Below are 22,842 nucleotides of genomic sequence, written 5' to 3'. Positions count from 1 at the left end.
TCCATGCAGCGCCCCAGGCAAGGGCGCAGTCCAGCTATCGCCAGAACCATCCTTGCAACCGGGCGGGGCGGGTTAATCCCTATAGGTCAACCTCTTGGGAGAGCTGCGGCATTTCCCCAAAAAATTCAGTTCGCCAAGGGAACAGCTGCTCGTGAGGAAGGCCGAAGCTGCAAATCGGCTCCGGCCTGCGTGTTCCTCAGTCTTTGCAGCTTTCGTCCGCCTTTGCCGCCGCGGCCTTATCACCATGCTGCTGCGCCTCAATGTCCTGCTGCGAGGTTGCAAGATTCTTGTCGCCGCCGCCTTCGGCGCCCGCCAACGGCATCGTGGCGCCATCCTTGGCGGCTGGCTTGCCCGTGCTGTCCGACGCTTTTGGGGTCTCTAAAGGCGCATGAGTTCCATCTTTCGAAATACCGGCCGTCTGTTCGGAATCCGTCCCTGCGTTGGAAGCCGACTTGTCCGGGCATGCGGCGATCGCAGACCCGGCAGAAAGTGACATTGCGATCGCGATTGTCAATGAAGCCATTTTCATCATGCTCGTCCTTCTGTTCGAGTGCCCTGCGGAAGAAACTAGCGGCGCATTTCTTTGTTCCGACGGTCGGTCCGCTGCCCGTCAAAGCTTGGTCAACGGCAGGCATGGGCGGCAGGAGCGAAGCCAGGCTCTTTGTGGCAGAGGGCATCACATCTCTCGCGTGGAAGCACGAAAACCGTTACTTTTCAGAAGGCTTTCACGGTGGAGACGCCACAATCTTGCCCGGTTGCAGCCACAATCGGTTAATACCGTGATAAGCAATTCCTGCGCACAAAGGATCGGGGTTCAAAGGCGTCGTTGTATTGGTCGGGTGAGTGTTTCGGCTTCTTCGACGGTTGGACACAACGTCTAGGTCAAGACTGAAGGGGACATCAGGAAAATGCAGGCTGTGACGCAACCGCGTCTTCGTCGCGCTGCTGCAGTCGCGTTGTTCGCCATGTCGGCCGCCTTGCTGGCGGCTTGTGCGTCGCAGCCCGAGCCGAAAGCGATGGTCTACAAGAAGACCCGCTCCAAAGAATATTTCGCCGAATCCGAATATGGCGTGAAGGCAAGCCCGCGTGTGATCTCCCAGAATGGGCGCATCCAACGTGGCGGCGGCAGGGATCAGCTCGGCAAACCCTATCAGGTCCGCGGCAAGTGGTATTACCCCCGGGAAGACAAGCGCTACGCCAAGGTCGGCCTGGCCTCCTGGTATGGCGACGCCTTCCATGGCCGGCTTACCGCCAATGGCGAAGTCTACGACATGACCCATCTAACGGCGGCGCACCCGACCATGCCGCTGCCGAGCTATGCCCGCGTCACCAATCTCAAGACCGGCAGTTCGGTCATCGTTCGCGTCAACGATCGCGGCCCATATCACGAAGGCCGCATCATCGATGTCTCGGAGCGCGCTGCCCAGATGCTTGACTATGCCAACACCGGCACCGCTCAGGTGAAGGTCGAATATGTCGGCCGCGCGCCGCTCGACGGCGATGACGACCAGTATCTGATGGCTTCCTACCATCCCGGCAACAGGGCGCCAGACCCGTCGGATGGACTGCCGACCGGCGTCATGGTCGCCATGAACGGGCCGTCGCCAAGCCTGCCTGCGGGCGCCGCCGCCGTGCCGTTTCCGGGCCAGTTGACCGATTCCGGCGCTGTCCAGCCGGTCATGTCGACGCAGTCCTCGGCCTATGGCGATCTGGCGCTTCCGGATTTCGGCCCGATCGTGCCGGAGCGCCCGCAGATCAATCTGCCGCCGCAATCACCGTTTGCCGTGGCCTCGCTGTCCTATGCCGACGAGCGGGTCGAACGCGCCTCAAATGCCTTCGCCGCAATGGGTAGCGACGGCATGTCGCCGGCCGACGTGCTCCAATCGTGGAAGCGGCAGCCGCCACCGGCCGGTCCGTCCACCGACTACGTTGCTGCCGGTTCGTTCGAGGATGCCGGAGAAGCCAAGCGTATTGCCGCTCAGCTTGCCGCCTTCGGCAAGATCGAGATCCAGCGTTCGGAACTCGACGGCGAGGATTGGTATTCGGTCAATCTCTATCCCGATGGCCATCACAACCTGGATGATTTGCTGCAGGCTGCCTGGTCGCATGGCGCTCCCGATGCGCTGGCTGTGCGCAACTGAGCACAAGCCAGGCTGGATTTCCGCTACGCGGTTGATCCGCCGTGCAAAAAGCCCGATACTTTTTGCGGGCTTGCCGGCGGTGCCGGCCAACGGGTCGAACATCATGCAATTGCGCTTGCTCCCGCTCGCCGGGCTTCTGGTTTTTGGCCTGCTGCTGTTTTTCCAGGCTCCGGCCGGTGCGCAGCTGTTCGAGACCAAGGCCGCACAGGCCTTCATGATCGACGCCGAGACCGGGACGGTGCTGTTTTCCAAGGATGCCGACAAGCCGATACCGCCGGCCTCGATGGCCAAGCTGATGACCATGGAAGTGGTTTTCAACGCCATCAAGTCCGGTCGCCTGAAGCTCGACGATACGTTCGTTGTCAGCGAAAACGCCTGGCGCAAGGGTGGCGCGCCTTCGGGAACATCGACAATGTTCGCCAAGCTCAAGTCGTCGATCCGGCTCGAAGACCTGATTCAGGGCGTGACCGTGCAGGCGGCCAATGACGGCTGCATCGTCATCGCCGAAGGCATGTCGGGATCCGAGGACAATTTTGCCGCGCAGATGACCGAACGGGCCCGCCAGATCGGCCTCAAGACGTCGACTTTCGTCAATTCGACCGGCCTGCCGGCGGATGGCCAACAGACGACCATGCGCGAGCTGGCGCAGCTCGCCCTGCACCTGTGGCGCGATTATCCGGATCTCTATCGCTATTACAGCCAGAAGGATTTCACCTGGAACAAGATCTCACAGAGGAACCGCAATCCGCTGCTGGCGATGGACATCGGCGCCGACGGCCTGGCGGTCGGTGCGAGCGAGGCAGCCGGTTTCGGCATCGTCGGTTCGCTCAGCCACAATGGTACCCGCGTGATCGCGGCGATGAGCGGGCTGGCCTCGGACAAGGAGCGCGCCGAGGAAGCGCGAAAGCTGCTCGACTGGGGTGTCCGCTCGTTCGAGAAGACTGAAATTTTCGCCAAGGACGAGGTGGTTGGAGAAGCCCAGGTTTTCGGCGGAGCGAAATCCGGGGTGACGCTGAAGGCCAAGGGTCCGATCGACATTTTCCTGCCGATCACCAACCGCGACAAGCTGACGGCCAGGATCGTCTACAACGGCCCGGTTGCTGCACCGGTGGAGGAGGGGCAGCCGGTGGGTGCGCTGCGCGTCTGGATCGGCGATACGCTCAGCCAGGAGACACCGCTTTTCGCCGCCGAATCGATCGGCGTCGGCACGCTGCCGCAGCGCGCACTCGATGCCGTCAAGGAACTGGCGGTCGGCTGGCTGCGATAACGCATATCACTCAAAACCAGCCATGGTTTTGGGGGCGACTGCACAAGGGCAAAAATTGACGGCATGGACGTTTGGCCGAACGCGGACTATCTAGAGCGCTACAATCCCATTCAGCCATGGACAAGAAGGCCTCTCGGTTGGCACGCGGTTTTTTCATCACCTTCGAAGGCGGCGAGGGGGCAGGCAAGTCGACGCAGATCGAGCGGCTGGCCAGGAAGATGCGCGCCAAGAAATACGATGTGCTGCTTACCCGCGAACCCGGCGGCTCGCCGGGCGCCGAAGCCGTCAGGCATGTGCTGCTTTCGGGCGCGGCCGAACCGTTCGGACCGAAGATGGAAGCGCTGCTTTTCGCCGCCGCGCGATCCGATCATGTCGAGCAGCTCATCCGGCCGGCGGTCGAGCGTGGTTCCATCGTGCTTTGCGACCGCTTCCTCGATTCCTCGCGCGTCTACCAGGGCGTCACCGGCGGCATCGATTCGGCGTTCATGGATGCGCTGGAGCAGGTCGCCATCAACGGCATGATGCCGGACATGACGCTGATCTTCGACATCGATCCGGCGGAAGGCCTGAGGCGCGCAACGCTGCGGCGCGGCACCGAGGCAGTCGCCGACCGCTTCGAAAAGGAGACGCTGGCGATCCATCAGGCCCGCCGCGAGGCGTTTCTGGCGATCGCCAAGGCCGAGCCGGAGCGCTGCATCGTCGTCGACGCAGCCGCCGAGCCCGACGCGGTCGAGAACGTCGTCACCGCGGCGGTGTTCGCGGCACTGGCGGCGAGAACGCCGGCACGCGACAGGCAGGCAACGCCGGCATGATCTTCGAACGCATCGCACCCGAGCAGCACGACACGCTCGACGGCGTGCCGGAGCCCTCCGAAACGCCCGTTCTGGTCGGGCATAGCCAAGCTGCAGGCGTGCTCACCGCCGCTTATCGTGCGGGCAAGCTGCCGCATGCGCTGATCTTCTCCGGGCCAGTCGGCATCGGCAAGGCGACGCTCGCCTTCCACCTTGCGCATCATCTGCTGAAGCACCCGGATTTTGCGCAGGCGCCGGAAAGCCTTGCCACTGCCGATCCGGCTTCGTCGCTGTTTCGCCAGATCGCCACCGGGGCGCATCCTTCCGTGCTGCATCTGACCCGGCCGCTGAACGACAAGACCAAGAGTTTCAAGACAGTCGTCACCGTCGATGAGATACGCAAGGTCAGCCGCTTCCTGTCGCTGACCTCGCACGACGGCAGCTATCGGGTCGTCATCGTCGACCCCGCCGATGACATGAACACCAATGCGGCCAATGCGTTGCTGAAAAATCTTGAAGAGCCGCCGGCACGGACTCTGTTCATCCTGATTGTCCACGCGCCGGGCAGCCTGCTGCCGACGATCCGGTCGCGCTGTCAGGTGGTGCGATTGAACCCGCTCGACGCCAACGACCTGATGACGGTGCTGGAAACGACCGAGCCCGCGCCGCCTGACGATCCGGCGGCTCGCGCGGCACTGGTCGGGCGGGCAGGGGGCAGCGCCCGGAACGCGATCCTGTTGACGCAGTATGGCGGGCTGGAGATCGCCTCCACGCTCGACGCTCTGGTCACCGGCAGAAAGAGCGATGTCGGCGGCGCGTTTCGCCTCGCCGAAGCCGTGGCTGGCCGCGATCAGGCGATCCAGTTCGATATCTTCAACCGCCGGGCGCTGGACCTGTTGTCGGACGCGGCAAGTCAGGCAGCACTGGCGGGCGATCTCGCACGGGCCAAAACGTTGTCCGACACTTGGCATGAGGCGCTGGACGCTATATCTGAGACCGATACCTACAATCTCGACAAGAAGCAGCACGCCCTGATCATGATCGACCGCCTGAATTCTGCAATGCGAATGTGACTGGGTTTCCTGGATCGGGATGGCAAATGCTGCCTCGATACGATATCCACCGCCACGCCTTTCCATTCAGACATTCATGACGGTTCCTTCATGTCACGCGACAAGTTCTACATCACCACCCCGATCTTTTATCCGAACGGCAAGCCGCATATCGGCCACGCCTATACGGTCATTGCAACCGACGCCCTGGCACGCTTCCAGCGCCTGGACGGCAAGGACGTCTTCTTCCTGACCGGTACCGACGAACACGGCCTGAAGATGCAGCAAACGGCCGAGAAGGAAGGCATAACGCCGCTGGCGCTGGCCGACCGCAATTCGGCGATTTTCCGCGCGATGACCGAGGCGATGGGTGGCTCGAACGACGACTACATCCGCACGACGGAACCGCGCCACTACGAATCCTGTCAGGCGATCTGGAAGGCGATGGCCGCCAATGGCGACATCTATCTCGACCGTTATAGCGGTTGGTATTCGGTGCGCCAGGAAGCCTATTTCGACGAGAGCGAGACGACGCTCGGCGAGGATGGCGTGCGTCGCGAACCGCTCGGCTCGCCCGTCGAATGGAACGAGGAAGAAAGCTATTTCTTTCGGCTTTCCGCCTATCAGGAAAAATTGCTGGCCCTTTATGAGAGCCAGCCAGACTTTATCGGTCCCACCGAGCGCCGCAACGAGGTGCTCAGCTTCGTCAAGTCCGGGCTGAAGGATCTGTCGATCTCGCGCACCACCTTCAAATGGGGCGTGCCGGTGCCCGGCGACGACAAACATGTGATGTATGTCTGGGTCGACGCGTTGACCAACTACATCACCGCCGCCGGCTATCCCGACACAAAGGCCGAGCAATGGCGCTATTGGCCGGCCACGCACATCATCGGCAAGGACATTGTCCGCTTCCATGCGGTCTATTGGCCGGCATTTCTGATGTCGGCGGGCATTGAGTTGCCGAGCCGCGTTTTCGCGCATGGCTTCCTGTTCAACCGCGGCGAGAAGATGTCGAAATCGGTTGGCAACGTCGTGGATCCATTCGCGATGGTCGAGCACTACGGCCTCGACCAGGTGCGCTACTTCTTCCTGCGCGAGGTGCCCTTCGGCAACGACGGCAGCTACAGCCATGACGCGATCGTCAACCGCACCAATGCCGATCTTGCCAACGGCCTCGGCAACCTTGCGCAACGCTCGCTGTCGATGATCGCCAAGAACTGCGGCGGCGTGGTGCCGCAGCGCGGCGACCTGACGGATGCAGACAGAGCAATCCTGGATCAGGCCGTCGCCGCTCTCGACATCGCGCGCAAGGCGATGGCCGAGCAGGGCATCCATCTGGCGCTGGCGGCGATCTTCGGCGTGGTGGCGGAAGCCGATCGCTACTTTGCCGGCGAGGCACCATGGGCGTTGAAAAAGACCAACCCTGCGCGCATGGAAACGGTGCTGTGGACGACCGCCGAAGTCGTGCGCCGCGTGGCGGTGCTGTGTCAGCCCTTCACTCCGGGATCGGCCGCGAAACTGCTCGACCTGTTGGCGGTGCCGGCGGAGAGCCGCGCTTTCGCGCATGTCCATGCTGACCATGCGCTGGTGCCCGGCACTGCGTTGCCCGTACCGGAAGGGGTGTTTCCACGTTATGTCGAACAGCCGGACGCGAACGTCTGATGCTCGTCGACAGTCACTGCCATCTCGACTTTCCCGACTTCGCCGAGGAGCGGGCGGCCATCGTCGCCCGCGCGTTAGCCGCCGGAATCGACCGTATGGTGACGATCTCGACACGCGTGAGGCGGTTTCCGCAAGTACTTGAGATCGCTGAAACTTTCGACGAAGTCTATTGCTCTGTCGGCACTCATCCGCACAATGCGGCCGAAGAGCTGGATATCACGGTCGAGGAGCTTGTGCGGCTATCCGCGCACCCGAAAGTGGTGGCCATCGGCGAGGCCGGGCTGGACTACTTCTACGACAAAGCGCCCCGCGATGCGCAGGCGCAAGGCTTTCGCACCCACCTATCAGCCGCGCGCGAGACCGGCCTACCGCTGGTCATCCATTCGCGCGACGCCGACGACGACATGGCAGCGATCCTCAAGGCCGAAACGGGGAAGGGCGCCTTCCCCTTCATCCTGCATTGCTTTTCTTCCGGACATCGGCTCGCCGAAATTGGCGTCGCTCTCGGCGGCTACGTGTCGTTCTCGGGTATCCTCACCTTCAAGAATTCAGCTGAGTTGCGCGCCATTGCCGCCGATGTGCCGCATGACCGGCTGCTGGTCGAAACCGACGCGCCCTATCTGGCGCCCGTGCCGTTTCGCGGCAAACGCAACGAGCCCGCCTATGTCGCGCACACGGCCAAGGTGCTGGCCGAAACCATCGGCGTCAGCGAAGCTGAAATCGCTGATCTGACGACGGATAATTTCTTCCGGCTGTTCGGCAAGATGCCGCGGCCTGTAGAGCAAAGTGCCTGAACGATGACCGACCGGCTGCGCCTCACCATTCTCGGCTGCGGCTCGTCCCCAGGTACGCCGCGCATCACCGGCGACTGGGGCAATTGCGACCCCGACAACCCCAAGAACCGGCGCACGCGTGCCGCCGCACTCGTCGAGCGGATCGCGGCGAACGGCAGCCGCACGACTGTCGTCATCGACACGGGGCCGGATTTTCGGCAGCAGATGCTGCTGGCCGGCGTTAAACGTGTCGATGCGGTCGTCTATACCCACCCGCATGCCGACCACATCCATGGCATCGACGATCTGCGCGGTTTCGTTCTCGATCAGCGCCAACTGATCGACGTCCATGCCGACAGGGCGACGATGCTTCGGTTGCGGGAAGCGTTCGGATACTGTTTCGAGACGCCGCAAGGCAGTTCCTATCCGCCGATCGTCAGGCCGCATCTCATCGACCACACCAGGCCGGTGGTCATCGAAGGAGAGGGGGGTACCCTCACCCTTGAGCCGCTGCCGCAGATCCACGGCGACATCGTATCGCTCGGTTTCCGCATTGGCGGTCTCGCCTATTGTCCCGACATCAGCGACTTTCCGGAACCCACCGCCGAACGGCTGCGCGACCTCGACGTGCTGATCATCGACGCGCTGCAGTACCGGACGCATCCCAGTCACCTGTCCCTTGGCGAAGCGCTTGAATGGATCGAGCGGCTGGCGCCGATACATGCGGTGTTGACACATATGCACGTGCCGCTCGACTACGCCACGGTGATGGCCGAGACACCCGCCAACGTCGAGCCGGCCTATGATGGGATGGCGATTGAAATCCCTTACGAATCAGCGTGATGCGAATAGACTTTCATACAGGCTTTCGGTTCATTGGTGCGAATATCAGCAGCGTTCCGATCCGTTCGTAGCCCATCCGGGGATAAAGCAGAGCCCCGGCGTGGGTTGCAGCCAGCACCGAGCACCTCGACCCACGCGCCCGATCGTCGTGCAACATTTTCGACATCAAAGCCTGGCCAATGCCGCGACGCCGGTGCGAAGGCTCGACATACATGCTCGAACACCACGTGGCTTCCACGGCATCCAAGCTGCGCACGCGCCCAACGATATCGGCGCCATCGACTGCCACATACTGGCGCAACGGCGCGCTGTCGCCGAGCAAATGATCCGGGATCGGCTGTCTGCGGATGATCTTTCCCAACTGCGCCGCCGCCCGTTCGGCTGTCTGCACGCGTTCGACCGAAGCGCCCGCAACCGCTGGCGGGCTCGGAATCCGGCGCAACCGGTGGACGAAAAAACCTTCGGTCCGAAGCAGCCGGTAGCCGAGAGCTTTGTAGGCGGTTCGTGTCGGCCCGTCCGGATCCTCGTTCGCGATCACAACGGAAATGGCAAAGCCCGGCCGTGCATGCTGCCGCACGACGGCATCGGCTTCTTGAGCGGCGACGTCATGGACGACCCATTCTTCGCCGCGGTAGTCACGAAGATTCTTGCGCTCGGCATCGCGCATCAGCCACAAGCGTCCAACGCGGCTGGCCTCGTAAGGAAAGGTGCGGCTTCTGTCGGCGCTGAAGCCATGCACGAACACTTCGATCGCCGCTTCGATCTCGCTGTTTGCCATCTTCATTTCGACAGCCTAGCGTTGGCCATCCGCTCAAGGCAATACGGCACAATCGGCTCAAGCCTATGAGAATCAGCGGCAATTTCCAGTTCTTGACCGATGCGTTAGTTCCATAATCTATCTTATGCGACTTTTGGATGCGGCGGCAATAGCAATAGAGTGTATGCGTCGTGACGGCTTTGCTTCGTGGGAGCCAAAATGAATTGGTGGTTCCAACGCGCGGCTGTCGGCGGCGTGCTCGACCCCATGTCAGTTGGGGCGATCAGGCTCCCTATTCCAGAATAACGGTGGCTTCCACCTCGAAAAGCATGGGGTCGATTGCAAGCTTGGGAACGGGAACCAGTGTCTGCGCCGGCAACGCCTCGCCGAACATGTCCTTGACGTTCCTGGTTAACACATCGAGCTTGGACATGTCGTGGTCGACCACGAAGACCGTGAGCTTCGCCACCTGATCCGGCTTGGCGCCGATGCCCCCGAGCGCCGCATGCAAATTTGCGTAGGCCTGCTTAACCTGGACGGCGAAATCGGGTGACAAGGCTCCTGTGCTGTCTTGGCCGCCCTGCCCGGAAATGTAGGCAATCCGAGCTCCGCGCGGTGCGATCACGGCGGTGCTGTAGCCATTCGGCGACGGGTCGTAGAGCGTCTGTGGATTGATGATGGTCAGCTTGAACTCGTTCGCCGGCGACGCAGTGGGAACTGCAATGGTCATGATGATTAGCCCTCCGATAAGCAGATGCTTGATTGCGCGTGACATGATTTCTCCTGGCTCTGCTGACTGCGAATAACGCACTCGCCGCCGGCATGAACTTTAAACCAGATCGCTCATACGATGAATCGTGCGATGTACGAGTCATCGTATGGTACATCGTACTAGTCAAGCGATCAGCGTCGACATTCCTGACGGTGCCTGCCAAAATCGACGTTCGGCCAGCAAGGAAGACAGATGGCAGCCAAACCCCGCAGTGCCAGCAAACGATCGCAACGGACAAAGCTTCAACCCATCCAGGAGGCGAGCAGCGAGCCGCCGCTGTCTCGAGAGCGTATCGTGGCGATCGCCGTGGAACTGCTGGACGCCCAGGGCATAGACGGATTGACAATGCGTCGGCTGGCCGATCGCCTCGGCTCGGGTGTGATGAGCCTGTATTGGCACGTTGACAACAAGGAGGATGTCTTTGATCTAGCACTCGATTCGGTGCTCGAACATCGCGGATCGCCTGAAACAGGTGAGTCTCCGGACTGGCGTGGAGACGTCGTTCATATGCTCGAAGACTGGCGCGCCAGAATGTTGCGCCATCCTTGGTCGGCATCGCTGTTGCCGCGCCGGGCGCTCGGCCCGAACATTCTCAGCCGCCTGGAAATGTTGAGCAAGACCTTGTCCAGAGCCGGTGTTGCCGACGCGAATCTGAACGCCGCGATATGGTCGCTCTGGAATTATGTGATGGGCGCCACCCTCACCCGGGCAAGCTTCGACCTCTCGGAAGAAGACAGGGCAGCCGCACAGCAGCGTCTTACACACCTCAGCGAACACTACCCGACAATCGAACGCTCTCGTCTGCTGTTGGACAACGATTGGGATGGCGCCTTCCGAAAAGGCCTCGACTTCCTGCTCGATGGGCTGTCGCCAAGATAGAATTCCGGCGGCTACGCCCGGAGTAGACCGGATGGCGCTGCTTTGCCAGTTTGACGCAATAGCTTCCCAATCCACATCATTACGTTTGGCTCGCCGCCAAGGCGGCGCAGGCAGCGGGCAAGCCCCGGTGCTCGATCCCATCGCGGCGGTGGCTGGCGCGGCTGCATTGCAGCTGAATTGGTGCAGCTGGCGATGTCGTCGTTACGCGTTGCCAAACGCTGGCCGGAATCCTCTCGGCAAGTCGATCTTTTGCGCAAACCTTTTTGCCTGACATGCGTTGTTTCCTCTCCAAGCCAAGGAGACGATCATGCAGATGAAGTCGGAAATAGCCGGTGAAGCGGCCAAGCAGCGCCATATCCAACGTGGCGTCGATGCCAAGGACAAATCGAAAGGCGGTGGGAAGCAGCAAGGCGCCATGCAGGCTGGCGCCCGTGAATATCCCGAGCCCCCCTTCCCCGAGCAACATCAGCCCAAACCGGGGCACGAATGGGCGCTAGAGCCGGAGCCGCTGTACGATGCGCCGTACTATCTCGGATCGAAAAAACTCGACCAAAAGGTAGCACTCATCACGGGCGGCGATTCCGGCATCGGCCGCTCGGTGGCGGTGTTGTTCGCCCGCGAGGGCGCCGACGTCGCGATCGTCTATCTGGCCGAGGACAAGGATGCTGAAGAGACCAAATCAGCGGTGGAAAAGGAGGGACGACGCTGCATCCTGGTCAAGGCCGATGTCAGCGAACGCAGCCACTGCCACAAGGCGGTCATGGAGACCGTTGAAAAATTCGGTCGCATCGACGTGCTGGTCAACAACGCTGCGTTCCAGATCCATTCCAGCGATTTCGGCGAGCTGACCGAAGAACATTTCGACACGACGCTGAAGACCAATCTTTACGGCTATTTTCATATGGCGCAGGAAGCGGTGCCGCACATGAAGCCAGGTTCGGCGATCATCAACACCGGTTCGGTAACCGGTATCGACGGTTCAAAACAACTGGTCGACTATTCGATGACCAAGGGCGGCATCCATGCCTTCACGCGGGCCCTGTCGGGCAATCTCATCGGCAAGGGCATAAGGGTGAATGCGGTCGCACCGGGTCCGGTGTGGACGCCGCTCAATCCGTCGGACAAGGAAGCCGACGACGTCTCGAAATTCGGCGCGGACACGCCAATGAAACGACCCGCGCAACCGGAAGAACTCGCGCCGGCCTATGTGTTCCTCGCTTCGCCGCATTGCTCGAGCTACATCACCGGCGAAATCTTGCCGGTCGTCGGAGGGTACTGAGGATGGCCGGAATGAAATCCATGAGCAAGGAGTAGGATGGATGGGCCGTCTGCTTTTCATGGTGGCGCTCACTTGTGTAGCGTACCGCATCTACACGGAAATCGCAGGATCTGCTCGGCATGCGCCGCAGGATGACGATGAGGCGCTGCGCAAGCAATCAACGGCCTTGGGCGTCGACCCGTCTCGCTGACGGAGTGGAAACCTGCCAGCAATCCGGCCGGCCGAGTTACCAGCCGGCCGGATTGCAGCCCTATTCGGCTGCCTGCAGGTTGATCTTGCTTTCCGCCATTTCGGTGAGCTTGCGATCTGTCGCCTGTTCTTCCCTCAGGTTCTTGGCCAGCACATTGGCGCAGTCGGTGCGGCCGAGTTGCTTGGCCCAGGCGATGAGCGTCCCGTAGCTGGTCATCTCATAGTGTTCGACGGCCTGCGCCGAAGCAATCAGCGCCGCGTCGAGAACCTCCTTGTCATCGACGTCACCGCTCACATCGTCGGCCTCCTCGAGAATACCGTCGATTGCCGGACAGTTGACCTCCTTGGCCTTGACGCCATGCAACTCAAACACCTGTTCGACGCGCTCGATATGGCCTCTCGTCTGGTCGAGGTGTTTTTCAAATCCGGCTTTCAATTGCGGGTCGGTTGCCTTGTCGATCATCTTCGGCAGCGCCTTCTCGATCTGCTTTTCGGCGTAATAGATGTCGCGCAGCGTGTGCACGAAGAGATCGTCGAGTGTCTTGATGTCCTTCGAAAAGAAGCCCATGGCCTTACCTTTCATTGCGCTTGGTGTGGATTTCGGCGACGGGGTTTGCACGCCGCCAGCAAAGACCGGGACGGTTCCCGGCTTGTCTGGTCAACGTACCGGCACCGAAGGAGTTCCTGATTTCCGAGGGCGAACCGCCCCTCCTCCACCTACGATTCGGTCGGTGGGGAGCCTTTGTCTCGATCACACGTTCTAGCCACAGGGCAACCGGAACGAGAAGGGTCGGCGGAATGTATTTCATTGCATTGGCGGCAGACTATGACGGCACGCTGGCTCATGATGGGATCGTCGCCAAGAAGACGCTCGCCGCGCTTGAGCGGTTCAAGAAAAGCGGCCGCAAGCTGGTTCTCGTCACCGGGCGTGAACTGCCCGATCTCAAGCGCGTCTTTCCCGAGCTTAGCCTCTTCGACAAGGTCGTCGCTGAGAATGGCGCGATGATCTACACGCCGGCCAGCGAGGAAGAGCGGGTGATCGCCCCATCGCCCGAGCCCAAATTCGTCGCCAGATTGAAGCGGCAGGGCGTCAAGCCGCTTTCGGTCGGGCGATCGATCGTCGCGACCTGGGAACCCCATCAGGCGACCGTGCTCGATATCATCAAGAAGATGGGTCTCGAACTGGAAATCATCTTCAACAAGGGCGCGGTGATGATCCTGCCGAGCGGCATCAACAAAGCCACCGGGCTCGCTGCGGCCCTTCAGGACCTTCGACTTTCGCCGCACAACGTCGTCGGCGTCGGCGACGCCGAGAACGACCACGCGTTCCTGCAAGCCTGTGGCTGCAGCGCCGCCGTCGACAATGCAATTCCGGCGGTCAAGGATACAGCCAACCTGGTCATGCGTGGCGCCCGCGGCAAGGGCGTGGAGCAATTGATCGCAAAGCTGATAAAGCGTGATCACGCGATAGTGCCGAAGCGCCATGACGGCATCGTTCTTGGGTCGTCTGGCGGCGATGATGTCTACCTGTCGCCGAGCGACACGATCCTCATTGCCGGGAGTTCCGGCATTGGTAAATCCACCTTGGCCACCGCGCTGACGGAACGCTTCGTCGAAAGTGGTTTTCAGTTCTGCGTCTTTGATCCCGAAGGCGACTATGACGGCCTCGAAGGCGCCGTTCGCCTGGGAGACGGCTCAAGCGCGCCGACAAAGGCGCAGGTGCTGGATCTGATCGCCAAGGCCGACAGCAACATTGTCGTCAACGGATTGGCCCTGCGCGTCGACGAGAGGCCGGATTTCTTTGCCGACCTGCTGCCTGGCCTGAGCAGTTTCCGCCGGCGCACCGCGAGACCGCACTGGCTCGTCATCGATGAAGCGCACCATCTTCTGCCCAAGCGGCGCGACGATACGCGGGCGGTCCTTTCATTGGAATTGCCGGGCACAATCTTGATCACCGTTCACCCCGAGGCGATCTCGACAGACGCCTTGCGCCTTGTGACAGCCATCATTGCGCTTGGCCCCAAGGCGAAGGACGTGGTGAAGGTCTTCTGCAAGGAGACTGGCATTGAGCCGCCAAAGGACATCCCCAGCCCCAAGGGCGCGCGCGTGCTGTTCTGGCGGCCGCAGGCGGGCAAGAAAGTCAAGACGGTCAAGGTGGTGGAACCACGTCAGTCACTCAAGCGGCACAGCCGGAAATATGCCGAAGGCCAGCTCGACGAAGCCGGCAGCTTCTATTTCCATGGCCCTGACAATGCGATGAACCTCAGGGCTCACAATCTGATGATCTTCGCTCAGATCGCCGAGGGCATAGACGACAAGACTTGGGAGTTTCACTTGCGCACCGGCGACTATTCCAAATGGTTTCGACATCAGATCAGGGACAAGGACCTGGCGCGCGAAACCGCCGAGGCGGAAGAGGACAAGACCCTGTCGGCGCAGGAGAGCCGCAAGCGGGTGCTTGACGCTGTGCGCCGACGTTACACGGCTCCGGCCACAGCCCCGGAGTGACACTCGAGAGCCAAGGCAACTAAGCTATCGCTGCACGCGAAAACTTTTTCAGTCAGGCAACGCCGCCACCGCGACAATCGATGTCGGCTTGCGCAAGCGCTGCAATCCCGATCACCTCGGAGGGCGGCGGGTTGTTATAGCTGCAGTGCTTCGCGCAATGCTCGGCAAAGAACTCGTCCCGTACGTCGAGACGAAAATTGGGTGAACTTAGAACGCCGCCATCGGGAAATGGCCCCTTGATGAAGAAGGTCAGCCGGATGAGATAGTCGAGCGCGCTGCCGAGTTCTTCCAGATCTGATTTGATGTTCGCCAAAATTGCGCGCCACTGTGCCGCCGCATCGCCAGGGAAGCCCCTCCTCTCTTTCCGGCAGGATCGTAATTTTCGGCGGTTGCCGTATTGCCGCAGAGGTAGACAAATCCCTTTGCTCCGGTGACGACCGTGCCTTTTCCCCACGGCATCAACCTGCCGTTTTTGAATTTCCTATGGGTTACGAGTTCCATGCTCCGTCCAGAGCTCTTGATCGTCAGCCTATCAAATCATCTATTCTGATCGGCAGATCGCGAATGCGCTTGCCGGTGGCATGATAGACGGCACTCGCCACGGCAGCAGCCGTTCCGACATTGCCGAGTTCGCCCAAGCCCTTGACGCCGGCAGGATTGACCTGGTGGTCGATTTCGGGGACCAGGATAACGTCGACCTGTTTGATGTCGGCGTTGACCGGCACGAGATAGTCCTGCAGGTCGCGATTCACGTAGCGCGCGTGTCGCTGATCAATTTCCGTGGCCTCGTGCAACGCTTGGCCAATGCCCCAGATCATGCCACCTATCAGCTGGCTGCGCGCGGTGCGCGTGTTCATGATGCGCCCGGCAGCGAAGGCTCCGACCATGCGCGGCACCCGGATTTCGCGTGTATAGCTGTTGATGCGCACTTCGACGAACTCGGCGCCAAACGCATATTTGACCGAATCTTCGTCGTTCTCTCCACCATGAAACTCCGATTGTCCGGCATAGAGTTTCCTCAGGGCTTCAGGCGAAGAACCCTTCGGCGCAAACTCGGCATATTCTTCGATGGCGCCGACTTGCATGGCCTTGAAGACATCGGCCAGCTTGGCGGACTTGCCGGTCTCGGTGACGACCTCTTCGTCCTTCAAATCCAGCTTCGCATTGGCCGAACCTGCCAGCGGAGCCCCCTTGCCCGCAGCGGCGGCAAACAGTTTTTCGCGTATCGCGTCGCAGGCTTTCATGACCGCGGAGCAGACGCTGGCGGTCGAGATCGATCCGCCCGACACGGGAGCCGGCGGCAAGGCACTGTCGCCCATCTCCACGCTGATCTTGTCCATGCCGACCCCCAGCCTTTCGGCCGCCATTTGGCCGGCGATGGTGCGAACGCCGGTGCCAATTTCATGGGAGCCGCACTGGACCCGAACCTCGCCATCCGCGGTGAGACGAACCCGGGCCGCGCAAGGTGCGGCGGCAGTCGGATAGATTGCCGTCGCACAGCCCATTCCGACCAGCCAATCGCCGTCGCGCATCGAGCCGACCCTGGGATCGCGCTTCGACCAGCCAAAGGCCTCGGACGCCTGGTCGTAGCACTTGATGAGTGAGCGGCTGGAAAATGGCTTGCCTCCGATCGGCTCCTTCTCCGGTTCATTGATGCGACGAAACTCGACAGGATCCATACCGAGGGCCACGGCCATTTCGTCCATGGCGTTTTCCAGCGCGTAGACATAAGGCGTCTCCGGCGGCGATCGCATGTAGCCAGGCGTGTTGCGGTCGGCATGAACCAGCGAAACATGCGTCAGAACGGAGCCGTAATCGTACATGCGCGCGGTGGCGGACGTGCCGCCGACGACATAAGGGTCCGGGCGTGACGTCACCTCCCAGGCCTCATGTCCGAACGCCGTGATGCGGCCGTCCTTGCCGGCGCCCATGCGGATCCGATGCCGCGTTTCGGCGCGATAGGTCTGCGTACCGAAGGCTTGCATGCGATTGACGACGCAGCGAACCGGCCGGCCGATGCGCCGCGCCGCGACGGCAACGATAGCAGTGCGTGCCGTCATCGGCCCCTTGGAGCCGAAGGCGCCGCCGATATAGGGACTGACGATCCGCACATTGGCCGGATCGAGCTTCAGTTGGCGTGCCAGTTCCACCTTCCAGCCCGTAACGTTTTGACTGGGTTCGTGTATCGTCAACTGGTCGCCCTGCCATATGGCGGTGGTCGAAAACAGCTCGATCGGATTATGATGCTGGGTCGGCGTCGAATATTTTTCGTCGATCTTCACCGTCGCATCCGCCCAAGCGGCGTCGAAGTCACCGGCCTTCGCATCCTCCTTGAACATCGGGCTTTTGCCGGCAGCCGGTTCCATCTTCACGCCCTTGGAATCAAAGCTGGCGCTGGGCCGTTCGTCCTCATAGTCGGCGCGGACCAACATCGCTGCCTCCTCCGCCGCCTCGAAGGTTTCAGCGACCACCAGAGCGATGATCTGACCATCGTGAAAAACCGTCTTGTCGTGCAAGGGCCCAATCGAACTTGCACCGGTGTTGCCGAATTTCGGCATGTCGGTCTTGTCCAGATCGCCATAGGTGACGATGTCCAGCACACCGGGTACGGCATTGGCGTCTTTCGTGTGAAGTTCGGAAACCTTGCCCCGGGCAATGCTGCTGGTGGCAAGGGCACCGTAGGCGACGTTGGCCGTAACGATGTCGGCGGGATAGCCGGCTTGTCCGGTAACTTTTAGCCGGGCGTCAATGCGAACAACGGGATCGCCCTGGTTTTCCCTTGGAGCGGGTGCAGCTTGGTTCATGGCTCAGCCCTTCATATCCCGGGTTTCGAGCAGCGCCCGCACCAGCGTGCGCTTGCCGAGCGGTATCTTGAATGCGTTATGCTCGCGCGGTCTGGCATCGGCGAAAGCAGCCTCGGCGGCCTCCTGCGCCGTGGCTTCGTCAAGCACTTTGCCCTGTAGCACGTCCTCTGCTTCGCGCGCACGCCACGGCACCGTCGCCACTCCGCCAAGCGCAATGCGCGCACTCCTTACCGTCTCGCCATCCATGTCGAGCGCGACAGCCGCGGACGCCAGCGCAAACGCGTAGGATTCGCGATCGCGTATCTTCAGATAGCGCGACCGGCTGCTCCACTGTGCCAGCGGCACTTCGATGGCGGTAATGAGCTCGTCGGCGGCCAGATCCGTCTCGATGTCGGGCGTTTCGCCCGGCCGTTTATGCAGCTTGGCAAAAGTGAGCGTGCGCCTTCCCCGCGGACCTTCGACATCGACGGTGGCATCCAGCGCAACCAGCGCCTGCGCGAAATCGCCGTGATACGTGGCAATACAGGCATCGCTCGTACCCAGCACGGCATGCTGGCGATTGGACCCTTCCATCGCAGCGCAGCCGGAGCCCGGTTCGCGCTTGTTGCACGGCCAAGATATCTCTCGAAAATACTCGCAGCGCGTACGTTGCAGCACATTGCCGCCCAGGCTCGCCATGTTGCGAAGCTGACCGCTGGCAGCGAATTTCAAGCTGTCGGCGAGGACCGGGCAACGGCGCCTGACATCATTGTTGTCGGCTGCTTCACCCATACGGACCAGCGCACCAAACCGGATCTTATCATCGTCTATCCTGATCTGCCGCAAGGCCGGCTCGGCAAGAGTGTTGAGGTCGAGCAGTCGCTCCGGCCGCGCGACACCGAGCTTCATGTAGTCGGCCAGATTGGTGCCGCCGACGATGAACTGCGTGTCGGCGCCGGTTGGCGGAACATGCACGGCATCGGGACGGGACGCCATGGCGATTGCCGTGGAGACGCTGGTTGGTCTTTCATATACGAACGGGCGCATCCTAAGCCCTCCTGGTCTCGTCGCGTGCCTGAACGATCGCCGCAACGATGTTGGGATAGGCCGCGCAGCGACATAGATTGCCGCTCATATATTCGCGAATATCATCTTCCGATCCAGCATGGCCTTCGTTGATGCAACCGATGGCGGACATGATCTGACCCGGTGTGCAATAGCCGCATTGAAAGGCATCGTGGTCGACGAAGGCCTGCTGGACCGGATGCAGGTCCCCGTCCGCCGAAGCCAGGCCTTCCACCGTTGTGATCTCCCGGCCCTGGTTCATGACGGCAAAGCTCAAGCACGACAGTACCCGCTTTCCGTCGATCAGCACCGTGCAGGCACCACACTGACCGTGATCGCAACCTTTCTTGGTGCCGGTCAGGCCGACATGGTCGCGCAGCGCGTCAAGCAGGCTGGTTCGATTGTCGAGCGCGAGGTTGTAGGTCTGCTTGTTGATACGCATCGAAACCGCCGACAAATCGCGCGGTTCGGCCGGTTTTGCGGACGCGGGCTGGGCAGCTCTCGTTGGGGAATTCACAAGCGGCATCACCGCCGCCGCCGAAACAGAGGCCGTCATGAACATGCGTCTGCTCAAGCCGCTGGAAATTTTGGCATCGGACATGGCTGGCTCCGGGCTGGCTGGGTCTCAAGCGGCCCAAACCACTCGCGGAGGGCAAAGTTCCCTCCTCACGAGCCTGTGATCCTTTTTCTGCTGGCCGGATCGATGCAATCGGAACCTCCCCGGTCAAGCGATGGTTGTGTGCCAAGAGCCGGAAGGAGGCGATCATGAGCGATGGTCGGCATGGCAAGGACGGCGACAATGGACCTGTATTCTCTGCGGAGCAGGCGAGACAAGGCGAGATCATCCTGCGAACGCGCACCCGTCGGGTCATCTTCATAGCCGGCTTGGTCGGTGTCGTGATCCTGGCCCTCGTCGTGAGGTTGGCAATCGGCTGAACCAATTCCCCTCGCCTGCTGCTGCGCTCTCCCCGGCCCGAAAAGCGTTAGCCTGCGCGCGGCGGTGTTTGGCCATGCCGGGCGATGGCATTGGCTACGCGAACTTCTGTTGGAACCAGCGCGTCAAATCGACGTTCAGCCCTTATTCAATAGGAGCAGGCCATGCCACGAGGCGACAAATCGAAATACACTGACAAGCAGGAGCGTAAGGCCGACCACATTGCCGAAGGCTACGAGAAGCGCGGGGTTTCGGACAAGGAAGCAGAGCGGCGTGCATGGGCTACCGTCAACAAGGACGATGGCGGTGGCAAGAAGGAAGGCGGTTCGGGCCGCGGCAAACACACGGGCCATCTCGCGGCGCACAAAGGCGGTAAAAGCGGCGGCAAGGCATCGGCATCACGGTCTGCCGCAAGCCGATCCGAATCGGCAAAGAAAGCTGCAGCGACCCGCAAGCGCAATGCGGAACACCGCGCCCATTGATCTTGGCGACGGCCTTGGGCCGAACGATGGAAGCACAGGGATGAAATCTCAGCTCGTCAATGAGATCGGCGGACAACGGACATTCGTCGTGGTGCTCGACCCAGGCGAAGAAGCGTTCGCGGCACTGACCGCCTTCGCGGTCGACCAGGAGATCGGCAGTGCGTCCTTGACCGCCATAGGGGCTTTCGAAAAAGCCACCGTGGGCTGGTTTGATCCGACCGCGAAGACCTACCGCAAAATCCCCATCGGCGAACAGTGCGAGGTTCTGAGCGCGATCGGCGATGTTGCACTGGGTGATGATGACAAGCCCAGCCTGCACGTCCATGCGGTGCTTGGATTGAGCGACGGCACCACCCGGGGTGGACATCTGCTTGACGGCATCGTTCGACCAACGCTCGAAATCACCCTGGTGGAAGCGCCCGGTCATCTGCGCCGCAGCAAGCGTCCGGACCTCGGTGTCGCGCTGATCGATCTGGCCGACTGATCTACAGCCCTCTGTCTCGTTCTCACGCTTTTTTGCTCCGCTCAGCAGGCGCTGTGTCCGGCGCAGCTTCCCACCCGAACACGCTGCGCCCGCCAAGCAGATGCGATTGGTCGAATTCTCCCGCGACAATTTCCTTCAGGCTGGGGCCGGTCACGTATCGCTCGACTTGCCGCGACTGATCGTCGAGCCGCCTCAAGGCGCCGATTTCTTCATCGCGACCGAGCTTTGCCTTCTGCACGGCCGACTTCAGAACCCCGATCGTCTCGTCATAGACCTTCAGCGGTACCGGAAATGGATGCCTGTCCTTGCCGCCATGCGCCAGCGAGAAGCGGCCGGGATCGGAAAAACGGCAAGGAGCGCCATGCACCACCTCGGCAACGAGGGCCAGCGCGCGCACTGTGCGTGCGCCGACGCCGGGGACCAGAAGGAGCTCGGCGAAATCGGTGGGACCGCGGTCCGCGGCGGCTGCGATATTGCCGTGTAGGCGATGCATGACGACATCGCTTTCGCGAACGTCATGGTGGGCCGGCATGACCAAATGCGGCAGCAGCGGTTGTTCCGGTTCCTGCCGGCGCGTCGGCTCCGCGCCTCGCTCCAATGCCGCCAGCTCGCCCAGGATGCGATCCGGTCCGAGATTCTGCAAAAGGTCAAGTTGCCCTTGGCGGGACGCCTCGGCACGCCGGTCGGTCAGGTTGACGATCTCGCCTTGATTGGCCCCTTCGATAGCGGCATGCGGCTGGTCGACAAAACTCTTCAGGCCCTCGGAGAGCCAATGGTAGCGGCGCGCCACCTTGCTGTCGCCGTTCATGCCTTGCTGCACCACAACCCAGTGACCGTCATCGGCGACGATAAAGCCATGCAGATAGAGATCGAAACCGTCCTGGACGGCGGCGCTGTCGACCTTGGCGACCAGCCGGCTGGCGGTTGCCAGGCCCGCTCCGTCGAAGCCGACGCGTTGGCCGATGGCTTCCAGCTCATGCGGGGTTTTGCGCGAATGCGCGCCGCGGCCACCGCAGACATGAATGCCGAGCTCGCCGGAAAGCGGCGTGAGGCCACGCTTCAAAGCGCCCACGACGCTGGTCGTGATTCCTGACGAGTGCCAATCCATGCCCATGACAGCACCAAAGGACTGGAACCAGAATGGATGCGCCAGCCGCCGCAGCAACTCGTCTCGACCATAGTGATGAATGATCGCCTCGCACATCACAGCGCCAAGACGCGTCATGCGGTCGCCGAGCCATTTTGGCACGCGCCCGCCATGGAGTGGAAGATCAGCACTTCCCGATCGTTGCGTCACGTCCTGCTACCTGTTCTGGTGTCCGTCATTCTCTTAACAGATAGGCAGCCCAACCGCGCAAGGAAGCATGGACACTTCCCACCCGGGCCGGGTTAGCGGACGTCAAGTCCAGTTCGAGAGAACCGTTTCCATCTCAACCGTCTCGACCTGTTGCGCGAAACGTTGGTGGTAAACGGTCAGCAGTGCATCATGGGTTGCGTCGGAAGAACTGCACAGCGCGTCCGTGACGAGAACCACGCGATAGCCGAAATCGATGGCCCCGAGCACCGTAGCCAGAACGCAAACATCCGTTTCGCCGCCGGTGATGACCAGCGTATCGATGCCGCGCTCCACCAGGAGCGCTCTGAGACGCCCTTCGAACCAGGGCGAGTAGATGTGCTTGTCGACGATCGCCGCTGGCGGGCAGTAGCCGGCTAAAGACGGCAACAATTCGGTCATTTCGGGCCCGATCGTCTCGATCGTCAGGGAAGCCCAGCGCTGATAATAGCGCTTCCATGTGCCGACCCCTTGCCCCGGCTTCCCGGCGGGCAGGAAGCGTGTAAAGACCGTCTGTGGCGCGCGTCTTTCGACCAGCCTCTCGATCTGCGGGAGAACCCGGGTGATCCAGGGTGTTGCCCATTCAGACGGCTCTGCAAATAGCCGCTGCATATCCACGCAGATATGCATGCATCGATCGCCGAGAGGACCGTATGCCAGCCCCGGCATCGACATCAGCGCTTCTCCGACCGGCGATGCATTTTCCCTGTTTCCTCCCGTTGTCGGCAAAGACACGCAACGCCGCGCGCAAGCACTGGTTCCTGAGATAGCCACAGGAACCGACGTAAATGGCTGGCGTTTCCGCTGAGATGAATGGAGGTGCTCGCATGAGACCGCGCGAGAGGCGT

General features: G+C 61.5%; 24 protein-coding genes. 14 read left to right on the top strand and 10 right to left on the bottom strand.

Annotated features, from left to right (window positions below; all coding sequences use genetic code 11):
• Nucleotides 1-196: 196 nt before the first annotated feature.
• The gene (locus tag NKH95_RS21075) at nucleotides 197-532 is read right to left on the bottom strand and encodes a hypothetical protein (RefSeq protein ID WP_128304492.1); all 336 of its coding nucleotides are present in this window, start codon (nucleotides 530-532) and stop codon (nucleotides 197-199) included.
• Between the two features lie 376 nt (nucleotides 533-908).
• Between NKH95_RS21075 and NKH95_RS21070 the strand changes: the two genes are divergently transcribed.
• From NKH95_RS21070 to NKH95_RS21040, 7 genes are all read left to right on the top strand, one after another.
• Complete coding sequence (locus NKH95_RS21070) at nucleotides 909-2,141, top strand: septal ring lytic transglycosylase RlpA family protein (protein ID WP_023811949.1); 1,233 nt, start codon at nucleotides 909-911, stop codon at nucleotides 2,139-2,141.
• Between the two features lie 103 nt (nucleotides 2,142-2,244).
• Nucleotides 2,245-3,408: a D-alanyl-D-alanine carboxypeptidase family protein gene (locus NKH95_RS21065; RefSeq protein ID WP_164892962.1), complete on the top strand. Its 1,164-nt coding sequence runs from the start codon at nucleotides 2,245-2,247 to the stop codon at nucleotides 3,406-3,408.
• A gap of 137 nt (nucleotides 3,409-3,545) precedes the next feature.
• A complete protein-coding gene (gene tmk, locus NKH95_RS21060) occupies nucleotides 3,546-4,220 on the top strand; it encodes a dTMP kinase (protein ID WP_023811951.1) in 675 nt (224 codons plus the stop codon).
• The gene (locus NKH95_RS21055) at nucleotides 4,217-5,272 is read left to right on the top strand and encodes a DNA polymerase III subunit delta' (RefSeq protein ID WP_023811952.1); all 1,056 of its coding nucleotides are present in this window, start codon (nucleotides 4,217-4,219) and stop codon (nucleotides 5,270-5,272) included. Before tmk ends, NKH95_RS21055 begins: the two co-directional genes overlap by 4 nt.
• A gap of 90 nt (nucleotides 5,273-5,362) precedes the next feature.
• Nucleotides 5,363-6,913: a methionine--tRNA ligase gene (gene metG, locus NKH95_RS21050; protein WP_023811953.1), complete on the top strand. Its 1,551-nt coding sequence runs from the start codon at nucleotides 5,363-5,365 to the stop codon at nucleotides 6,911-6,913.
• Entirely contained in the window at nucleotides 6,913-7,707 is a 795-nt protein-coding gene (locus NKH95_RS21045; protein ID WP_023811954.1) for a TatD family hydrolase, read from the top strand. Before metG ends, NKH95_RS21045 begins: the two co-directional genes overlap by 1 nt.
• A gap of 3 nt (nucleotides 7,708-7,710) precedes the next feature.
• The gene (locus NKH95_RS21040) at nucleotides 7,711-8,529 is read left to right on the top strand and encodes an MBL fold metallo-hydrolase (protein WP_023811955.1); all 819 of its coding nucleotides are present in this window, start codon (nucleotides 7,711-7,713) and stop codon (nucleotides 8,527-8,529) included.
• Nucleotides 8,530-8,542: 13 nt separating this feature from the next.
• Here NKH95_RS21040 and NKH95_RS21035 read toward each other — a convergent pair whose 3' ends face one another.
• Both NKH95_RS21035 and NKH95_RS21030 read right to left on the bottom strand, forming a co-directional pair.
• Complete coding sequence (locus NKH95_RS21035) at nucleotides 8,543-9,196, bottom strand: GNAT family N-acetyltransferase (protein ID WP_245273240.1); 654 nt, start codon at nucleotides 9,194-9,196, stop codon at nucleotides 8,543-8,545.
• A 382-nt stretch (nucleotides 9,197-9,578) separates the two neighbouring features.
• Nucleotides 9,579-10,061 (bottom strand): RidA family protein, encoded by a 483-nt coding sequence (locus NKH95_RS21030; protein WP_023811957.1) that lies wholly within the window; start codon nucleotides 10,059-10,061, stop codon nucleotides 9,579-9,581.
• Between the two features lie 189 nt (nucleotides 10,062-10,250).
• Here NKH95_RS21030 and NKH95_RS21025 point away from each other — a divergent pair, with 189 nt between their 5' ends.
• The 3 genes from NKH95_RS21025 (at nucleotide 10,251) to NKH95_RS21015 (ending at nucleotide 12,406) form a co-directional block, all read left to right on the top strand.
• Nucleotides 10,251-10,937 carry a TetR/AcrR family transcriptional regulator C-terminal domain-containing protein gene (locus NKH95_RS21025; protein ID WP_023811958.1) on the top strand — a complete coding sequence of 229 codons (687 nt, stop codon included), beginning with the start codon at nucleotides 10,251-10,253 and terminating at the stop codon, nucleotides 10,935-10,937.
• A 307-nt stretch (nucleotides 10,938-11,244) separates the two neighbouring features.
• Nucleotides 11,245-12,216 carry an SDR family oxidoreductase gene (locus NKH95_RS21020; protein WP_023811959.1) on the top strand — a complete coding sequence of 324 codons (972 nt, stop codon included), beginning with the start codon at nucleotides 11,245-11,247 and terminating at the stop codon, nucleotides 12,214-12,216.
• A 40-nt stretch (nucleotides 12,217-12,256) separates the two neighbouring features.
• Nucleotides 12,257-12,406, top strand: coding sequence for a hypothetical protein (locus tag NKH95_RS21015; RefSeq protein ID WP_023811960.1), 150 nt, complete (start codon nucleotides 12,257-12,259; stop codon nucleotides 12,404-12,406).
• Nucleotides 12,407-12,466: 60 nt separating this feature from the next.
• Here NKH95_RS21015 and NKH95_RS21010 read toward each other — a convergent pair whose 3' ends face one another.
• On the bottom strand, nucleotides 12,467-12,973 hold the full coding sequence (locus NKH95_RS21010) for a YciE/YciF ferroxidase family protein (RefSeq protein WP_352892831.1): 507 nt from the start codon (nucleotides 12,971-12,973) through the stop codon (nucleotides 12,467-12,469).
• Between the two features lie 230 nt (nucleotides 12,974-13,203).
• On the opposite strand from NKH95_RS21010, the gene NKH95_RS21005 reads away from it, so the two are divergent.
• Nucleotides 13,204-14,913, top strand: a complete 1,710-nt coding sequence (locus NKH95_RS21005; protein ID WP_023811962.1) for an HAD family hydrolase — start codon at nucleotides 13,204-13,206, stop codon at nucleotides 14,911-14,913.
• Nucleotides 14,914-14,965: 52 nt separating this feature from the next.
• Here NKH95_RS21005 and NKH95_RS21000 read toward each other — a convergent pair whose 3' ends face one another.
• The 4 genes from NKH95_RS21000 to NKH95_RS20985 form a co-directional block, all read right to left on the bottom strand.
• Nucleotides 14,966-15,226, bottom strand: a complete 261-nt coding sequence (locus NKH95_RS21000; RefSeq protein WP_352721431.1) for a hypothetical protein — start codon at nucleotides 15,224-15,226, stop codon at nucleotides 14,966-14,968.
• A gap of 211 nt (nucleotides 15,227-15,437) precedes the next feature.
• Nucleotides 15,438-17,717: a xanthine dehydrogenase family protein molybdopterin-binding subunit gene (locus NKH95_RS20995; protein ID WP_023811963.1), complete on the bottom strand. Its 2,280-nt coding sequence runs from the start codon at nucleotides 17,715-17,717 to the stop codon at nucleotides 15,438-15,440.
• A gap of 3 nt (nucleotides 17,718-17,720) precedes the next feature.
• Nucleotides 17,721-18,743, bottom strand: coding sequence for an FAD binding domain-containing protein (locus NKH95_RS20990; RefSeq protein WP_023811964.1), 1,023 nt, complete (start codon nucleotides 18,741-18,743; stop codon nucleotides 17,721-17,723).
• A gap of 1 nt (nucleotide 18,744) precedes the next feature.
• Nucleotides 18,745-19,317 carry a (2Fe-2S)-binding protein gene (locus tag NKH95_RS20985; protein WP_245273254.1) on the bottom strand — a complete coding sequence of 191 codons (573 nt, stop codon included), beginning with the start codon at nucleotides 19,315-19,317 and terminating at the stop codon, nucleotides 18,745-18,747.
• Nucleotides 19,318-19,526: 209 nt separating this feature from the next.
• Between NKH95_RS20985 and NKH95_RS20980 the strand changes: the two genes are divergently transcribed.
• The 3 genes from NKH95_RS20980 to NKH95_RS20970 all read left to right on the top strand — a co-directional run bounded on the left by NKH95_RS20980 (nucleotide 19,527) and on the right by NKH95_RS20970 (nucleotide 20,661).
• Nucleotides 19,527-19,697, top strand: coding sequence for a hypothetical protein (locus NKH95_RS20980; RefSeq protein WP_023811966.1), 171 nt, complete (start codon nucleotides 19,527-19,529; stop codon nucleotides 19,695-19,697).
• A 162-nt stretch (nucleotides 19,698-19,859) separates the two neighbouring features.
• Entirely contained in the window at nucleotides 19,860-20,177 is a 318-nt protein-coding gene (locus NKH95_RS20975) for a hypothetical protein (RefSeq protein ID WP_023811967.1), read from the top strand.
• Nucleotides 20,178-20,217: 40 nt separating this feature from the next.
• The gene (locus tag NKH95_RS20970) at nucleotides 20,218-20,661 is read left to right on the top strand and encodes a PPC domain-containing DNA-binding protein (protein WP_023811968.1); all 444 of its coding nucleotides are present in this window, start codon (nucleotides 20,218-20,220) and stop codon (nucleotides 20,659-20,661) included.
• 22 nt (nucleotides 20,662-20,683) lie between these two features.
• Here NKH95_RS20970 and NKH95_RS20965 read toward each other — a convergent pair whose 3' ends face one another.
• Both NKH95_RS20965 and NKH95_RS20960 read right to left on the bottom strand, forming a co-directional pair.
• Nucleotides 20,684-21,958 (bottom strand): DUF763 domain-containing protein, encoded by a 1,275-nt coding sequence (locus NKH95_RS20965; protein WP_023811969.1) that lies wholly within the window; start codon nucleotides 21,956-21,958, stop codon nucleotides 20,684-20,686.
• 102 nt (nucleotides 21,959-22,060) lie between these two features.
• A complete protein-coding gene (locus NKH95_RS20960; RefSeq protein WP_023811970.1) occupies nucleotides 22,061-22,669 on the bottom strand; it encodes a cysteine hydrolase family protein in 609 nt (202 codons plus the stop codon).
• Nucleotides 22,670-22,842: the final 173 nt, after the last annotated feature.

Origin of the sequence: Mesorhizobium sp. M0848, assembly GCF_040319805.1 — a bacterium.
Lineage (GTDB): Bacteria > Pseudomonadota > Alphaproteobacteria > Rhizobiales > Rhizobiaceae > Mesorhizobium.
The sequence above is the reverse complement of the archived record's forward strand: the minus strand, read 5'-3'. Positions and strand labels throughout refer to the sequence as shown.

What these genes read in the sequence shown, in the direction of transcription:
- NKH95_RS21075 (WP_128304492.1), bottom strand. Translation starts at nt 532, where the DNA reads ATGATGAAAATGGCTTCATTGACAATCGCGATCGCAATGTCACTTTCT.
- NKH95_RS21070 (WP_023811949.1), top strand. Translation starts at nt 909, where the DNA reads ATGCAGGCTGTGACGCAACCGCGTCTTCGTCGCGCTGCTGCAGTCGCG.
- NKH95_RS21065 (WP_164892962.1), top strand. Translation starts at nt 2,245, where the DNA reads ATGCAATTGCGCTTGCTCCCGCTCGCCGGGCTTCTGGTTTTTGGCCTG.
- NKH95_RS21055 (WP_023811952.1), top strand. Translation starts at nt 4,217, where the DNA reads ATGATCTTCGAACGCATCGCACCCGAGCAGCACGACACGCTCGACGGC.
- metG (WP_023811953.1), top strand. Translation starts at nt 5,363, where the DNA reads ATGTCACGCGACAAGTTCTACATCACCACCCCGATCTTTTATCCGAAC.
- NKH95_RS21045 (WP_023811954.1), top strand. Translation starts at nt 6,913, where the DNA reads ATGCTCGTCGACAGTCACTGCCATCTCGACTTTCCCGACTTCGCCGAG.
- NKH95_RS21040 (WP_023811955.1), top strand. Translation starts at nt 7,711, where the DNA reads ATGACCGACCGGCTGCGCCTCACCATTCTCGGCTGCGGCTCGTCCCCA.
- NKH95_RS21035 (WP_245273240.1), bottom strand. Translation starts at nt 9,196, where the DNA reads ATGCGCGATGCCGAGCGCAAGAATCTTCGTGACTACCGCGGCGAAGAA.
- NKH95_RS21030 (WP_023811957.1), bottom strand. Translation starts at nt 10,061, where the DNA reads ATGTCACGCGCAATCAAGCATCTGCTTATCGGAGGGCTAATCATCATG.
- NKH95_RS21025 (WP_023811958.1), top strand. Translation starts at nt 10,251, where the DNA reads ATGGCAGCCAAACCCCGCAGTGCCAGCAAACGATCGCAACGGACAAAG.
- NKH95_RS21020 (WP_023811959.1), top strand. Translation starts at nt 11,245, where the DNA reads ATGCAGATGAAGTCGGAAATAGCCGGTGAAGCGGCCAAGCAGCGCCAT.
- NKH95_RS21015 (WP_023811960.1), top strand. Translation starts at nt 12,257, where the DNA reads ATGGGCCGTCTGCTTTTCATGGTGGCGCTCACTTGTGTAGCGTACCGC.
- NKH95_RS21010 (WP_352892831.1), bottom strand. Translation starts at nt 12,973, where the DNA reads ATGGGCTTCTTTTCGAAGGACATCAAGACACTCGACGATCTCTTCGTG.
- NKH95_RS21005 (WP_023811962.1), top strand. Translation starts at nt 13,204, where the DNA reads ATGTATTTCATTGCATTGGCGGCAGACTATGACGGCACGCTGGCTCAT.
- NKH95_RS20995 (WP_023811963.1), bottom strand. Translation starts at nt 17,717, where the DNA reads ATGAACCAAGCTGCACCCGCTCCAAGGGAAAACCAGGGCGATCCCGTT.
- NKH95_RS20990 (WP_023811964.1), bottom strand. Translation starts at nt 18,743, where the DNA reads ATGCGCCCGTTCGTATATGAAAGACCAACCAGCGTCTCCACGGCAATC.
- NKH95_RS20985 (WP_245273254.1), bottom strand. Translation starts at nt 19,317, where the DNA reads ATGACGGCCTCTGTTTCGGCGGCGGCGGTGATGCCGCTTGTGAATTCC.
- NKH95_RS20980 (WP_023811966.1), top strand. Translation starts at nt 19,527, where the DNA reads ATGAGCGATGGTCGGCATGGCAAGGACGGCGACAATGGACCTGTATTC.
- NKH95_RS20975 (WP_023811967.1), top strand. Translation starts at nt 19,860, where the DNA reads ATGCCACGAGGCGACAAATCGAAATACACTGACAAGCAGGAGCGTAAG.
- NKH95_RS20970 (WP_023811968.1), top strand. Translation starts at nt 20,218, where the DNA reads ATGAAATCTCAGCTCGTCAATGAGATCGGCGGACAACGGACATTCGTC.
- NKH95_RS20960 (WP_023811970.1), bottom strand. Translation starts at nt 22,669, where the DNA reads ATGTCGATGCCGGGGCTGGCATACGGTCCTCTCGGCGATCGATGCATG.